Here is a 15,065-nt window from a genome sequence, read left to right as displayed (position 1 = left end):
GTGAAGAAATTAAGGCAAAAAACTACTGGAATCAAGTAAAAGAGGTTAAAATCAAGTTATTGATACATAACCTTGACAGGCATGTCAAAGTTATATGTATTGCTCAAATGAGGATTTCTACAAAGCCATTTAATTGTTCTTTTTTAACATAGAGTCAGCAATGGCTATGTAGAATACGAGTTTATTCGATATCATTCGGTTTAAATGTTCACTTGATGTATACGGTCCATTTGGAAATAATATCCTTCAGTTGAATCTTTGCTTGAATACCAAGGGTTTCTACAGCGCCGGTATTTCAATTCTTTATATAAACGCTACCATCTTTTTATCAGAGATACCGTTTTCCATAAAATTGATTTGTATGGAATTCGAAGAAACACTATCTTGCATTGTATTATTCACATTTTTGATTTTATTATATAGAGTAAATATGGGTAAATTATATATACCATTATGTTCGTTCAAACATAACGATTGAACAGAATATAGGGCAGGCAGGCAATGAATGAAAAAAAGGGCATAACAAAATCGAAAAATCAGGAGGTATTGTAGTGGCGAATTACCTTCTTATCCTAAAAGATAGAGGCACATATGTTTCCACAAAACGTATAGTGAAAATGATGCCCAGCCTGCATTTATGTGGATTGAGAGAGGTAGAGACCCTCAGGACAGGAGCAAAAAAGGGGTACAATAAAAGCACAGATGTTGTACCCCATGACAGTTCTTGTAAACTAGAACACCCCATCATGCAGAATATGCGAAATACATAGTAAAGGAGGACGAAAGAAGGGACAATAATGAAGTGTAACGTATGTGAAATTGGCTGTGACATAAATGGACACAGCAATGGTCGGTGTGGCACGTACATTAGCGATGGTAATGTCGTCCTTCAAAATCCTAATATAGGATATCTGAAAGCCGATCCAATATCAATAGAGACAGTTCCTATTCTTCACTATTATCCTTCGGGGAAATTCCTTCAAGTTTTCAGTAATGGATGTAATTTCCGATGCCCAGGGTGTGTTACAAGATTATTATCATCAAACAGATCACTTGACTGGCCAAATCTTAGCCCGTCTCAGGTAATATCAATAGCGTTGCAGCAAGACTGTATAGGTGTTGTTTCAATGCTTAACGAGCCAGCTGCTAATTATTACTTGTTTAAGGAACTGGCAACCTTGGCAAAAGAACATGATTTACTAATTGGTTGCTCTACTAACTGTTATTTTACAGATAAGGCACTTAAAGAGCTTGGAAATCTGTTAGATTTCGTAAGTGTTGGAATAAAAGGATTTTCCAACCGCAGCTACAGAGTATGCGGGGTTTCATCATCAGACCCTGTTTTTCGTAATATTGCTACTCTTATTGGAATGGGTGTGCATGTTGAAGCATCTGTTGTGTATTATAGAGGAAATGAAGATGAAATTGTAAATGTTGCTAAGACACTATCAGACATATCTTCAATAATCCCTATGCAAATAATGAGATTCATACCCTTCGGGGATGTATCCTTTGAGCTTGAACCATCAGTGGGAGAAGCTGAAAGGTTATGTAAAAAGTTAAGTGAACATGTAGGCCATGTCTACTTATTTAATTCTCCTGGAACTGAAATGTTACATACATATTGTCCTCAATGCGGGAGGCTTCTGGTAGAAAGAGAATACCATGGACCTATGGGCTCCACGCTTTTAAAACCATGGACAGAATACACATGCAAATGTGGTTATAAAGTTCCAGTTAAAAGAATACCATCCATGAAATATGATGAGATTGGATTTAGAGGATATAGGATTACCCGTGCTTGTGGGATGGTCCATTCAGTTCTTACATGTTTAGGCGTATCCGATGATAAAGTCTTACTGAATTTATGGAAAAGCATCGCTGACAATGCAACTCTTTTAAAAATAGAGTCCATGACACAACATCCATGTTCTTATCTTAAATTCATCAGGCTGATTGCCAGCAAAGCAGGTTTGGAACGTAAGGGAGAAGAACTTATCTCTTTCATAAAAAAACGCCTGGAATTGGTATATAGTGTCATAGCAGAAAATGAGGGTCATTCTGTGTATTACTGTATGAGTTCACCTTTGTTTGCTCTTAATGCAGGGAGAATGGAAAACAATCTTGTGGACTTTGCTGGAGGGTACAGTATCAATAAATTGCTTGATAGGGATGGAAAACCTGGCATTAATGTTCATCCTAATTTCATTAATCAACATAATCCAAAAACTATTTTCATTTCAGGAACACTTTCACGTCCACTTTACGAATTTTATAGTCTCTGTCGGCAATATGACATTGAGCCTGATGCAGTAGTAGAACAAAGAGTTTATGCAATACCAACTTCCTGGGATTTTGGAAGTCCGCGCTGGATACTTGGTTTACTTTACATAACCGATAAAATGTATCCCGGGAAACTTGGCGTTGATATTAAAAAAGAAGCAAATGACTTCTACAAACGTTTTTACGGTATGGAATTTAAAGATGCTACTCCAAATAGATCTATGCACAGGCCTTCATCCCGAAATTGGCCAAGAATGGAAGAGAATACTATTCTGTTGAGTACTGAATACAAATAATGAGGAGTTGGCAATAAATACGTAGTTTTACGCGAATTTTAGTATTGAATTTAAACTCTATATTCTAAAAATAGTGCATATATTGAATTAATAATGCTTAGAAGGATAGTTTAATGCCTAATATTGTGACATTTTTAAAGGAATAGTTAATAGCAACAATTGAAGTAAATCACTCAAAAGTTTTTATCAAAAATGTAGACTCAATTTCAAGTCGATTTCGTCCTTAAATTTGAAAACTATTAATTAAAATTAAAGTTGATAATGTACTAAAATGCTCTGAAACAAAAAATAAGATTTCAATTTCAAAAAACATAAAACACTATTAGTGCAATTATAATGCTGTACATTATCGGGAATCCTTTGAATTTTTCAGATTCTGGTAATTTGCTTTTAAGATATATGTATACCAATACCATAAAGATAAGTCCTGCAGCTGAAAAAATAGTTACACTCATTGTACTTTTCACAATAAACAATCCGATCGCAACAGCCAACCACATCAAAAATCCGATCATGATGCTCTTGATACTGATCTCATCATCTTTTCTCTTTTTTTCATCAATTGAACTTCCGGCAACAATATAATGCGAACCAATTATAAAGAAGGGAAGCGGGCCAATGATCAACCATTCGCTAATGAAGCCCATGTTCAAAAGATCAGATCCAAAAACAAATCCCAAAAAAACATAGATGATGTACAATACTACTCCGACAAGACCACCAACAGTTTCGATAATTTTTATCTCAATTTTTGACATAATACTCTCTTTTGGCTCGATTTATTAAATGTAGAGATTTGAAAAGAGAGCTAAACCTTCACCCCTTCAACTATCTTAAGGAACAGTTTCTGCAGGTTCATTTCCTCTTCTTCGAACATTGAGATTGTTCCACCTGCATTCTTTACACTTTTTGCAATTTCGCTGCGTGGCATGTTATTTGTGTGTACGTGCAAAACACTATTCTGGGTGTCAGTGACCTGTACTCCATTTATGCTCTTTATAGCATCAATAGCTTCAGATAATGGAATATCCTGCACTTCAAGGAGATAGTTCACTCCTTCCTTTTCACGTACAATATCCCTTAATTCTTCCACAGATCCTACAGCAAGCAATTTGCCTTTCGCTACAATTGCTATTCGGTCACAGATCTCTTCGACTTCCTCCATGGAATGAGAACTCAGAAAAACAGTAACTCCTTTATTCTTTTTAAGGTCTTTAATGAGATCTCTCATCATCTGAGCACCAAGAGGATCAATACCACTTGTAGGCTCGTCAAGGAATAAGATAGATGGTTCATTGATCAAAGCCTGGGCAAGACCAAATCTCTTACGCATACCTGTGGAGAATCCTCCTATCTTCTGATCGATGGCTTTTTCCAGACCTACAAGGTTCAGCAGGTCAACGATCCTTTTTTCCCTCACCTCAGGTTCAATATCGTATAGTTTGGCATAGAACCTTAGGTTCTGCCGAGCTGTAAGATGATCGTAGAATCCTGCAGGTTCAGGAAGCACACCTGTGGCTTCACGGATATTGATCACTTCCCTTACAATATCAAATCCTGCAACTTTACCACTACCGGAAGTAGGCTCAAGCAATCCGATCATCATCTTCATCGTAGTGGTCTTGCCTGCACCATTAGGTCCTACAAATCCAAATACTTCACCTTTCTTCACTTCAAGGTTAAGTGAATCAACAGCTGTTCTCTCGTTATGTTTTCCGAACTTTTTCGTTAGACCTTTGAGTTCGATCACATTTTCATTAGCTACCTTGTTATCCATAATTATCTCCTTCCGAACTTTGAAATTACTATTAATAATAAAACAATAGCAGCAAATACTAACCCAATCCCTATAAATCCGCTACTACTGGATTTTTCAATTGTTACTTCTACTGAACCATCCTTACTCTGAGCTTCATCACTAACTGCTCGCATAAGCAGCTCTTTCGTGCCCGGACTTGCATCAGCTCTGGCTGTTATTTCGATAGATGTATCCCAGGATTCTCCTGCTTCGAGTTCATCTATAGTGCCAAAACTTCTAACTTCCGTTGTAAGTCCTGTCACTTCCTGCACTTTCAGTTCCACATTATTGAGTGTTTCATCTCCTGAGTTTCTTAAAGTAACATAGATCTCCTTAGAAGAACCCGGATTAAGAGCAATGCTACTCGTACTCTGGGATATAGTGAGCATTTCTTCTTCTTCCAGACCATTGTTGATGGTAAGGTCAAGTCCCATTGAAACACCATTTTTCCCATTTTCGGGTATTGCCTGGATTTCAAAGGGATAAACTCCATCAGTTGCATTTTGAGATGGTTTGACCTTTACAATGAACTGCTGTTCAGAATCAGCAGCAACTGATAATTTTGTCTGTCTGTAATCTTCATCATCTATTTCCTGAAGGAACTGAATGCTCCAGTCTTCCGGGTTTCCGATTGCGTTTAAGGAAACAGTTACCCGATGGTCATATTTGTTAACAAGAGTTGCAATATACTCTACAGTATCAGTTGAGCGTGTTTCCATACCAGGAGTAGCTGAATAAAGATCCAGATTTGGTTCAGCATTTGTATCTACTGTTACGGTAAACTCTCTGGAAATTGTGTCACCATCATCAGGTTTGAACTCAGCCCAGATAGAATAAGCACCACTTGATGTATTTGAAGGAACATTAACTCTCAATACAATATCTTCGGGTTGATTGTTGTCTTCAGGGAATAGTAAATTCGTAATCTGATCATTGTCCTCATAGAAACCTGCACTCCATCCCAGAGGCACATCTTTTACAACCATATTGCACCATGCATCGTCACTGTCATTATAACAGCTTTCTACGGTTATGGGAAATTCAACAGAATCTCCGGGATATACTACCTTTCCAGTAATCTGGTTAATTACTGCTACTGATGAATAGTCTGCACTGACACAAGGAATTACCATTAGAACGAATATCAGGGCAATTCCTGTAATTTTGATGAGAATTTTTGTATTTTTCATTGCACCACTTTTTGCTGAAGGGCTGTTCCCTATGACCATTGTTAAATCAAACTGCTATTACTCCCAGAGAAATGTCTGATTCTTCATTTTCATCAAACAATGTTATATCAAACATACTCCACAATTGCAAATCTGTTTGGTTTTCTTCAGTGAGATTATCATCTACTGTTACTTTTATTGTGGTATCTTTGCTATCTCCCGGAGGGAAGGAAAGCTGTAACAGTAACCATGTGGATTTTGATTGAGAGATCTCAGAATCAGGGTCCATTACGTATACTTCTTTGAATATTGAATTGTTTTTAGAATCCAATATTTCTACCATGACCTTATGAGAAATAGTATCTTTATTCTTCATTGAAAAAAGAGGATCTGGCTTTCCCATGAATATAAATGGGACAGCAACGCAGCTGATAATGATCAGTGCAATTATGACAGCAGCGAAAGAAAGTATGTATGATCTTTTCATTATTTTATCTCCCTGATCTCATTGACATGCTATGTTTGCTCCTAAATCATTTTCATCATAATGTGATATCCTTCCTCAGAAATGCTATGAATGATAGAACAAGCAGAACAATCGGAACTACAACCAATATTGTAAGGTCCATCCAGAAGTTAGAAAGCACATATGTAATGGTCTGGCTGACATCAAAGAGTCCATTGACCAATTGCTGATAGTGATACGCTGGTGCTATTCCTAATAACTGTTGGAAGATAACTGATAAATTTCCATCTGCATCTACTATCTGGATTTCGAAAACATACAGTACAGCTCTTATCACATCAGAATATGCGATAGTAAAGAACAGCCAAACCACTATGTTATAGATAAGTGAGTCTGATGTGTTCTTCACAATTATCGAGATAAAAAGTCCAGCTCCCAGGAAGATAATCGAATACAGGTATGCAAAAATGAAATACAGGGCAATTCGTGAGATCTCAAATAATGTTATCTCTTCACCGATGAACATAATCAGGGTTCCAATGGATAATGCCATTGATACTGCAATTACAAGTAATAATGACATCATGGCTCCCAGTATCTTTCCTGTTATAATATTATCCCTGTAGACAGGATGAGTCAAAAGCACGTTCATAGAACCTGACTTTTCTTCTCGCAGAAGTGTATCAAAGCTTAAAGCAATGCCAAATAGCGGTATAAATTGGGACAAGGTAGATGTAAAAAAGAACAGACCTCGTAAAATCCCTGGCATAAGGCTGTCCATCATTCCTACAAAATTCGTTGCAATAACTCCATACTGATAACAGGAAGCTATAGTGATCAGGCTGAATGATGCTAACAGGATTAAGAATATGGGACTCCAAAGGTTATCTGCAAATTCCTTTTGGGCTATTGTCATTGCATTTCGGAAATTTACATTCATGCTTTATCCCCTCGTTATATCCTGTTTTATAAAGATCAATAGAGATGATATGATAAGCAAAAAGGGTACTATTGCAAGTAATACAATATTTGTCCAATAGTCATTCAACCATTGTCCTAATGAATGACTCATATCGAATAATCCTGTACTGGTCTTTAGATCTTCTTCATCATACGATATGCTAATTCCAGCCACTGCCTGGAAATAATGATTGAGAGGAGATAGGTACTGTAATTTTTGGTCTACTATCTGAGCATGCTCCTCATTTTCGCTGTAAAGAACTTCACCTGTCGTAACGGAAGCTATTAATGCAGTTATCTGTCCGAATGCAAGGATAAATACTGCCCATAAAACGATACCTGTGATAAATGATTTTGCAGGATTATTAAATACTACTGAGAACAGCACTCCCAGAGCGAAAAACACTGATATGTAAATGAAAGAAACGAAGGAAAATACAATTATTCGATTGATCTCTGTCATGCTGACCGGGATCCCTGTCAGTACAAGGGTCACTCCTATTGAAGATATGATTGACAGGATGATCACTAAAGCAAGTGTAAGGAAACCTCCAGTGATCTTGCCTAGAATAATGTTATCCCGAAATACAGGATGTGTCAGAAGCGTATTCAAAGAATCAGATACTTTTTCTTTAACGATTGCATCATATCCAAGGGCAAGTCCTAAAATGGGCAAGAATGTACCCATTGTATATACAGTAATAAATGAACCCTCTTCGAAGATATTAGATTGGTTTTCTACATCACTGATACTACCGGATAAAAGAATTACTATTACTAATGCAAGCAGTACTCGGAACCGTGTGCTGTATACATTATCAGCAAACTCTTTCTGGGCTAATGTTAATATATTCGCAGTATTTAGCTTCATTCTATTTCCTCATAAATACATTGCATTTTTGTGCAAACGATCTGTTGATAAAATGAAACAGATAACTTGCTGATATGGGTTTAGAGATCATTTTTCGAATATGAGGAATCGATTTTTTTGCCAGGCAACTTTCTATTTTACTTTCTATTAAATCCCTCATTCGATATCTTCCACCTTTTCTTAAATTATTCCAATGTGTTTCTTTCTTATTCATTTGCATTTTATTTATTCATTATGGCCATTGAATGAACTGTTATCGGGAAAAAATTAATTTTAAGATTCTCAATGCTTTTATGAGATTCATCCAGAATTCGCTAAACTATACGATCATTTCCTCCGTTTCAGTAAGCATACGCAAATAGTACAAACAAGCAGGTCTGTCAGCTGAAATGCAGGCGATCTGGGAGGATTTTGCTCCTTAGATACTTCTTTATCCTCGATGTCCTTTGCACTGGCCTGACTGCTGTTGTTAAGCTGGACTTTATTCTCATTGCCAAGTATTTCACTTACAGACATTTCTTTCCAGCCATCTGTTAAATTTGTTCCATCCAATGAAATGAGATAGGAACTACCAAATATAGTTTCATCGTTATTGAAATGGGTAGTGGATGCTGTAAGTATCTTGCTGTCCGGGCTCCATCCTTCTACAAAATCATATCTGCCTTTTATAGCTGGAGTTATTTGAGTAAGGTTAGTTCCATCAGAATTAATAGTAAAAAGCGGTGCTTCGATAAATTTCCTAGATTCGATCGAAGGCTCATGATCAATAATTTTACCGTCCTCGCTGATTGCAGAGGTAAATGCAATAGTTTTTCCGGATGGACTAATTGATGCCTGCTTAAAAGCGTAGATCTCCCAGATGAAATGTGTTGTCAATCCGATATCTGTAATATGCAGAAGATGTGTTCCATCGAGATCTATTGAATAGAGCTGATTCCCATTTTCAGTAAAAAGGACCTTGTTGCCATCAGGGAACCATTGAGGATGAGTTGCGTTGCCTTTATACAATAACCGCTTATTATTTTCAGTTCCCTCTATTACATATAGATCTCCATTCTCATTTAATAGCATAGTAGATCCATTCGGCTGCCAGATACCAAATTCAAATTGTGTTTCATCTAAGAACTCAATATTTGATTGGTCTATTTTCAATGATTCTGACCCATCAATATTAGAAAGATAAGGTTGATATTCATCATCATTTTCTAATCTCGAACCTGCGACTATTTTCTTCCGATCAGGGCTTATCGAGCAGAGGCTATATTCTTCTCCCGCATTAGGAGAAGTAAGTATCCTGATATTATTTCCATTGATATCTTTTATGATTATGTTTCCATTTTGTAATTGACAAATTACAACAGTTGAATTATACCACATAAGTGTATTTGCATTTGCCTGCAGTTCAAATGCTTCAGTTCCATCCAGGTTCTCTATCCAGATATTGCCAAAATAGTTTTCTGAATCCTCATAGATGAAAGTTAATTTTTTATAATCTGGACTATAAGTAAGATCGCCGTATACAATTTCTCTTCCTAGATTAGATATTACATCGGATAGAGTAGTAGTATCAGAAGAACCTATTGTTCTCATATCAGTGCCATCCGGATTGCAAATTACAGTGTTTCCTCCAAACTCACCACGACCACCTCGTTTTGATACAGAAAAATATGTTTTATTATTGCCTGGAATCCAGCTAATTCCCGGTGACATATAATTACTTTCTTCTTCGGTTATACCATAGTCGATCTCTCCAAATGTTTGATTTTGGAAATCTAATAGGTAGTGTTTGTTAATGGATTCCGCCATGGATATCTGATTGAATGATCCAAAAATTAAGTATCTTCCATCTGAACTCCACTCGGGAGAATGTATTATGAAGCCATTCTCCGAATGAATTAAGTTGATCAATTGAAGTGAACTAATATTTCCGGAAACAGGCTCTGCTGCTGTCATTCCTACAAAGAGGAAGATTATTAGAATTATACACCATTTATTTTTCATTGTGTCACCGATTACTAAAAATAATAGTTCTGGATAATCCAGAACTGGTCTGGTCAAGCATGATAATATGCATAATTGTCAATTTACATTTCTATCTACTCATCGTTTTTTGATATGCACAAAAGCCATAGCAACAACAAATCCAATCAATCCTAAGATTGCAGAAAAACCAGGAGCATGAGAAGCTGTTGTAGTATTTACTTTTTGCTCTTGGTTGTTACTGCTGTTGAGTACAGTTACTTGAGATGCTGAATCATTTTTCTGATCCCTAGCAATTGTTCCTGGACTGTTCCCATAGTTCATTTCAAGGATTGTATTATTCATCGAAATGAAATGTTCCTGAGGAGAGATGCAAATCATATAAGGATAAATTGCAGATCTTTGGATCTCCCATATTGTGTTCGTACTCGTATTCAAGATAGATGTTTTGCTATTAGTAGTGAACATAAGATTATCATTGATCCATGAACTTCCTGTTACATTTGAGAAATCCTGCTTATATGAATCATTAAATATAACTAATTTAGAGGTACTGGTATCTAATACTGATATATAATCATCAGGACCTAAATGAACTTCGACTACTTCTATACCATCTAACAGGACCTTCTGATTTCCGGTAATTGAAATAGAACAAAGTTTACTCGATCCAATTGAATCATCGGCCACTAACAGTCTTTCACTGTCAGGATACCAATTTAATACTGAATATATACCTCTTTTTTGATTTATTTTTTCAGTAGTGTTCGTATTTTTATCCATGACGTAAATATCATAACCATTTTCGCTATTTTCATCTGTTTCATTCAAAGTATAGAACACAAGTTTTTGACTGTCTGGACTCCACAGTGTATCATACATTCCGATATCTTCAACTGAATACATCAAATGGCGTTCTTTTTGATCAATATCTATACCTACAATATCTTTATGACCGTCCTGTCCTTCCAAAAAAGCGATATTTTTACCATTTGGAGACCATTCGAGATGATCAATATTAGAGATGTCATTATCAATATCAAAGGTAAGGTTATTTTCGTTGACCGGATCATAGACAACCAGTTTCCCAGGAGTAGGTACAGCAAGCATTTCTTCAACAGGAGACCACTTATAATTTAATGGATAGTTATAATTGTAAAGCATCTTGTTATCCATCTCGATTTGTTGAACTTGTTGCATGTCAGTTGATACAACGAAAAGCTGAGCTGATTTTACCGTGTACATTTTCCCTTCAGTTAATTCTTCATATGCAAAAAAATCCCCAGATTGACTCCAGGAAGGCGATTCTATTATCTTTCCATATTCGGTGGTTGTAAATTCCGTCCATGCAATGCGTGAGATGTTTGAGAAGTCTTTACCTGCAATATAAAGTGCAGAAATATATCCTGACTGAGTATCTCCTTTTCCTTTTGGACAAACATAAAGCTTTACGTTAATTAATGCATGTTTCTCATCAGGGCTCCAGATGACATTATAATAAGGTCCCAATTCAATTTCAAGGCGATCAGTATCAACAAGACCTCTTATATCCTTATCTATAGTCTGATTCAGGTCAGCTATGATCGTTGTATTCATTTGTTTGATGCTAGTACCTGCAGCCAGTGGCTGAAAAGGGATACAGGCTAAAGCGATGAATAGTATGATTTGAATTGTTTTCATTTTGAACATTTGAATCACCTATTTGTTTGGAATTAATATTTGTATAAATTTTTTGGAACATAATCTATAATGTAATATCTCTCCGTAGAAATACTATGAATGAGAGTATGAGGACAATTATAGGTGATACGATAAGAACAATTAGATTTGTCCAGAATTCGCTTAACCACTCAAATAAGGTGTAACCTGTATCAAATACTCCTGCAATTTTTGGAAAATCATCAAATGATTCTCTTACAACATCTTGCATACCAGCTGAGACAAGTACATAATGATGGCCTGGAACAAAATTAAGTAAGCTAAGCGTTTGGCTATTTGCGGCTTGAACATCATTAGTTAAAACATATGTTGAACTAAATATCAGTTGAGCGAATAGTATAGTAAAAACAAGCCATATAGCAATATTGTATAATAGAGAAATATTTGATTTATTTACTATAGTTGATATTAACACTGATATTGCAAGGAAGAATAAAGAGTAAAAGAACGTTAGCATTACGAAAATCTCAATACGTGTTAAATATTGAATTGTAACTGGCATTCCGGAAACTATAAGCATAACTCCAGCAGCGATATTAATTGAAATAATAAGGGTTAGAAGAATACACATGCTTGAACCAATGATTTTTCCTGCAATTATATTGTCTCTGAATACAGGATGTGTTAATAGTACATTCATTGAGCTAGACCTTATTTCTTTTACTATCGAATCAAAACCCATGACAATACCAATAACAGGTGCAAAGCGCCCAACAACCATTGCCATTCCCTTAAAGCCTCTCATAAGATCAGGCATCCCAAGCACATTTGAAGTATAATCTACTTCCATACCTTTGACATAAGACCAAGCAAGAATCGTAATTGTAAAAGTAACTGCAAAGGAAAGAAATACTGGACTAGTTAAATGGTCAGCAAACTCTTTTTTAGCAATTACCATTGCTTTATGGGCATTAATGGGCATTTTTAAAAACTCCTTAGATGTCTTCCCTCATGAATGAAATATAAGATCCAATTATGAGGATAATTGGAAGTGCAATCAGAAAAAGTACGTTTTGCCAATAGTAATTAAGCAAGTAGGAAATTGTATATCGAGTATCTAAAAAACCATTTATTTCTTTGGCAACGTTGAAAGTTCCATAACTTAAATCCTGTAATCCTACAGTAACTTCTGCAAAGTGATGTATTGGAGAGATACTAAATAACAAATAACCTGTAGAAAAGAATTTATCTGTGGAATCAAACATTGACTCTCCTGTAATAATAGAAGTTAACATTATTATGGTAGGCCCAAGTGCAAAGCATAGATTGATCCATGTTACGACTCCTAAAGTAAGAGATGCAATTTCGCTTTTTAGTATAATTGAAGTTACAACTCCAAAAGATGCAAAGATTAATAGATAACAAAAAGTAAAAAAACCAAAAAAGAATAACCTTGTAATTGATTCTAACTGAGCAACCTTTCCTGAGATCAAAAAATCAGATGCCATAATTACCATTAAAGAGAAAAACACAATACAAAAAAGATTTAGACATATACCAATATATTTTCCAATAATTACATTGTCTCTGTATACTGGATGTGTCATAAGAACATTGAGACTTTTGCTGTTTTTCTCTGCAATTATTGCATCATAACCCAAAGCTATTCCCATTAATGGGAAAAAAACTCCAATGATTTGTACCACGTCTGAAAAAGTTGATGCATATTGGATATAAACAAATAGTGTTCCTATGAATATTGCCATCAAAATCAATGAACTTCTTTCATAGAGTTTATCCGAAAATTCTTTTTTTGCAATTGTCATGATAGCATTTGCGTTGATCATCCTATCATTTCCTCAATTTTAACAAGTATACACAAGTGATGCAAACAAATAGGTCCGTCATCTGAAATGCAGGTGACTGAGGTGTGTTTTGATCCTTGGCCTCGTCTTTGTTTCCTATGGTTTTTACACTGGCCTGACTGCTATTGTTGGACTGGACAATACTATCTTTGCCGAGAATCTTACTTACAGGCATTTCTTGCCAGCCATCTGTTAAATTTGCTCCATCCAATGAAAATATATACGAATTATTGGACTTAATTTCATCTCTCGTAAACTGAATGCAGTTTACTGTGAGCATTTTTCCATTCTGGCTCCATCCCTCTAAAAAGTCATGTCTTCCTTTTACAGCAGACGTTAATTGAATGAGATTTGTTCCATCCGAATTGATAATAAAAAGAGGGGATGCAATGTATTTTTGTGATTCTATGGATGGCTCATAGAGTACCATTTTCCCACTTTGATCTAACCCGGATGTAAATGCAATAGTATTTCCCGAAGGGCTAATCGATATCTGTTTTAACTGGTATGTATCAGCTGCAAAAGGAGTTGTAAATCCAATATCTGTAATATGAGAAAAATTCGTTCCATTAAGATCAATAGAACACATCTGATTTCCATTTTCAATGAAAAGGATCTTGTTACCATCCGGGAACCATTGAGGATGAGTTGCATTGCCTTCATATAATAGACGTTTTTTATTAACATTACCCTCTATTACATACAGATCTCCATTATCGATCAACAGCATACCAGAGCCATTCGGCTGCCAGATACCAAATTCAAGTTGTACTTCATCAAAGAACTCAAGATTTGATTTGTCTATGCTTACTGGTTCTGATCCATCGATGTTGGAGATATAATATCGAATATTATCATCTTTATCTATTTCCATAAAAGATAGTTTCTTTTTATCAGGACTAACCGATAATAGCAAGTACCTTTCAGATTCACTGGGAGGAGTGAATGAGTAAATAATATTCCTATTGACATCACTGACTACTATACTTCCATTACATGATTGAACTATGGCAATTGTAGAGTTGCACCACACAAGATCGTTTGCATCAGTTTGGAAATCAAAAGGATTTGTTCCATCGAAACTTTCAATCCTAATATCTCCTACAAAGTTTCCGGGATCTTCATATTCAAAAGATATTTTATTGCAATCCGGATTGAATGTCAGATCTCCATACATAACATCCCCTCCAAGGTTGGCAATAATATTAGAAAGAGTGCTTTTATTTTTTGAGTCAACTGCCCTCATGTTTGTGCCATCCGGATCACAGATGACGGCGTTTGACCCTGATGTTCCTCTTCCATGTCCGATCTTTAGTACAGAAAAATATATTTTATTTCCACATGGTGTCCATCCTAAAGTTTGTCCAATATAATTACTTTCTTTCTCTGTTATTCCGTAGTCTATTTTTCCATATTTTTTGTTTTCTACATCCAAAAGATAGTGTTTGTTGATGGATTCAGACATTGAAATCGATTCAAAAGATCTAAAAAGTAAAAATTTTCCATCTGGACTCCAGTAAGTTGAACTTGAATCGAATCCTTTATCAGCGTGTATCAGATTATTTATTGATACTGAATTTGTAGCAGCAATGGTATTTGCATTTGGATAGATAGGTTCTGATGTAGCTGGTCCAATAATCGAAAGCAGGGTTACTATTATACAAATACTTTGTCTCATTTTGTCACCAAATGTAAAAAACTGTTTGGGTTAATCAGAT

13 protein-coding genes and 1 pseudogene are annotated in these 15,065 nt (G+C 35.7%); 3 read left to right on the top strand and 11 right to left on the bottom strand.

From position 1 onward, the window contains the following. From ACC612_RS12265 to ACC612_RS12255, 3 genes and pseudogenes are all read left to right on the top strand, one after another. A pseudogene (locus ACC612_RS12265) lies at positions 1–152 on the top strand (IS5/IS1182 family transposase); the annotation flags it as partial. A gap of 399 nt (positions 153–551) precedes the next feature. After that, complete coding sequence (locus ACC612_RS12260; RefSeq protein WP_371854845.1) at positions 552–770, top strand: hypothetical protein; 219 nt, start codon at positions 552–554, stop codon at positions 768–770. Positions 771–797: 27 nt separating this feature from the next. Continuing rightward, entirely contained in the window at positions 798–2,579 is a 1,782-nt protein-coding gene (locus ACC612_RS12255; protein ID WP_371854843.1) for a radical SAM protein, read from the top strand. A 302-nt stretch (positions 2,580–2,881) separates the two neighbouring features. Here the strand turns inward: ACC612_RS12255 and ACC612_RS12250 are convergent, their stop codons facing one another. The 11 genes from ACC612_RS12250 to ACC612_RS12200 all read right to left on the bottom strand — a co-directional run bounded on the left by ACC612_RS12250 (position 2,882) and on the right by ACC612_RS12200 (position 15,025). Continuing rightward, complete coding sequence (locus ACC612_RS12250; RefSeq protein ID WP_371854842.1) at positions 2,882–3,337, bottom strand: hypothetical protein; 456 nt, start codon at positions 3,335–3,337, stop codon at positions 2,882–2,884. 50 nt (positions 3,338–3,387) lie between these two features. Next, entirely contained in the window at positions 3,388–4,356 is a 969-nt protein-coding gene (locus tag ACC612_RS12245) for an ABC transporter ATP-binding protein (protein ID WP_371854841.1), read from the bottom strand. A gap of 2 nt (positions 4,357–4,358) precedes the next feature. Next, positions 4,359–5,567 carry an NEW3 domain-containing protein gene (locus ACC612_RS12240; protein WP_371854840.1) on the bottom strand — a complete coding sequence of 403 codons (1,209 nt, stop codon included), beginning with the start codon at positions 5,565–5,567 and terminating at the stop codon, positions 4,359–4,361. Between the two features lie 46 nt (positions 5,568–5,613). Next, positions 5,614–6,033 carry a hypothetical protein gene (locus ACC612_RS12235; RefSeq protein ID WP_371854839.1) on the bottom strand — a complete coding sequence of 140 codons (420 nt, stop codon included), beginning with the start codon at positions 6,031–6,033 and terminating at the stop codon, positions 5,614–5,616. A gap of 55 nt (positions 6,034–6,088) precedes the next feature. Beyond that, the gene (locus ACC612_RS12230; protein WP_371854838.1) at positions 6,089–6,952 is read right to left on the bottom strand and encodes an ABC transporter permease; all 864 of its coding nucleotides are present in this window, start codon (positions 6,950–6,952) and stop codon (positions 6,089–6,091) included. A gap of 3 nt (positions 6,953–6,955) precedes the next feature. After that, positions 6,956–7,843 (bottom strand): ABC transporter permease, encoded by an 888-nt coding sequence (locus ACC612_RS12225; protein ID WP_371854837.1) that lies wholly within the window; start codon positions 7,841–7,843, stop codon positions 6,956–6,958. A 327-nt stretch (positions 7,844–8,170) separates the two neighbouring features. After that, positions 8,171–9,844, bottom strand: a complete 1,674-nt coding sequence (locus ACC612_RS12220; protein ID WP_371854836.1) for a Tol biopolymer transporter — start codon at positions 9,842–9,844, stop codon at positions 8,171–8,173. A gap of 99 nt (positions 9,845–9,943) precedes the next feature. Next, on the bottom strand, positions 9,944–11,512 hold the full coding sequence (locus tag ACC612_RS12215) for a hypothetical protein (protein WP_371854835.1): 1,569 nt from the start codon (positions 11,510–11,512) through the stop codon (positions 9,944–9,946). Between the two features lie 55 nt (positions 11,513–11,567). Continuing rightward, complete coding sequence (locus tag ACC612_RS12210) at positions 11,568–12,464, bottom strand: ABC transporter permease (protein ID WP_371854834.1); 897 nt, start codon at positions 12,462–12,464, stop codon at positions 11,568–11,570. A 13-nt stretch (positions 12,465–12,477) separates the two neighbouring features. Beyond that, positions 12,478–13,308, bottom strand: a complete 831-nt coding sequence (locus tag ACC612_RS12205) for an ABC transporter permease (protein WP_371854833.1) — start codon at positions 13,306–13,308, stop codon at positions 12,478–12,480. Between the two features lie 25 nt (positions 13,309–13,333). Then, positions 13,334–15,025 (bottom strand): Tol biopolymer transporter, encoded by a 1,692-nt coding sequence (locus ACC612_RS12200; protein ID WP_371854832.1) that lies wholly within the window; start codon positions 15,023–15,025, stop codon positions 13,334–13,336. Between the last annotated feature and the right edge of the window lie 40 nt (positions 15,026–15,065).

This window comes from Methanomethylovorans sp. (assembly GCF_041447285.1).
In the GTDB taxonomy this organism is placed as follows: Archaea; Halobacteriota; Methanosarcinia; order Methanosarcinales; family Methanosarcinaceae; genus Methanomethylovorans.
This window is presented reverse-complemented; position numbering and strand designations above follow the sequence as displayed.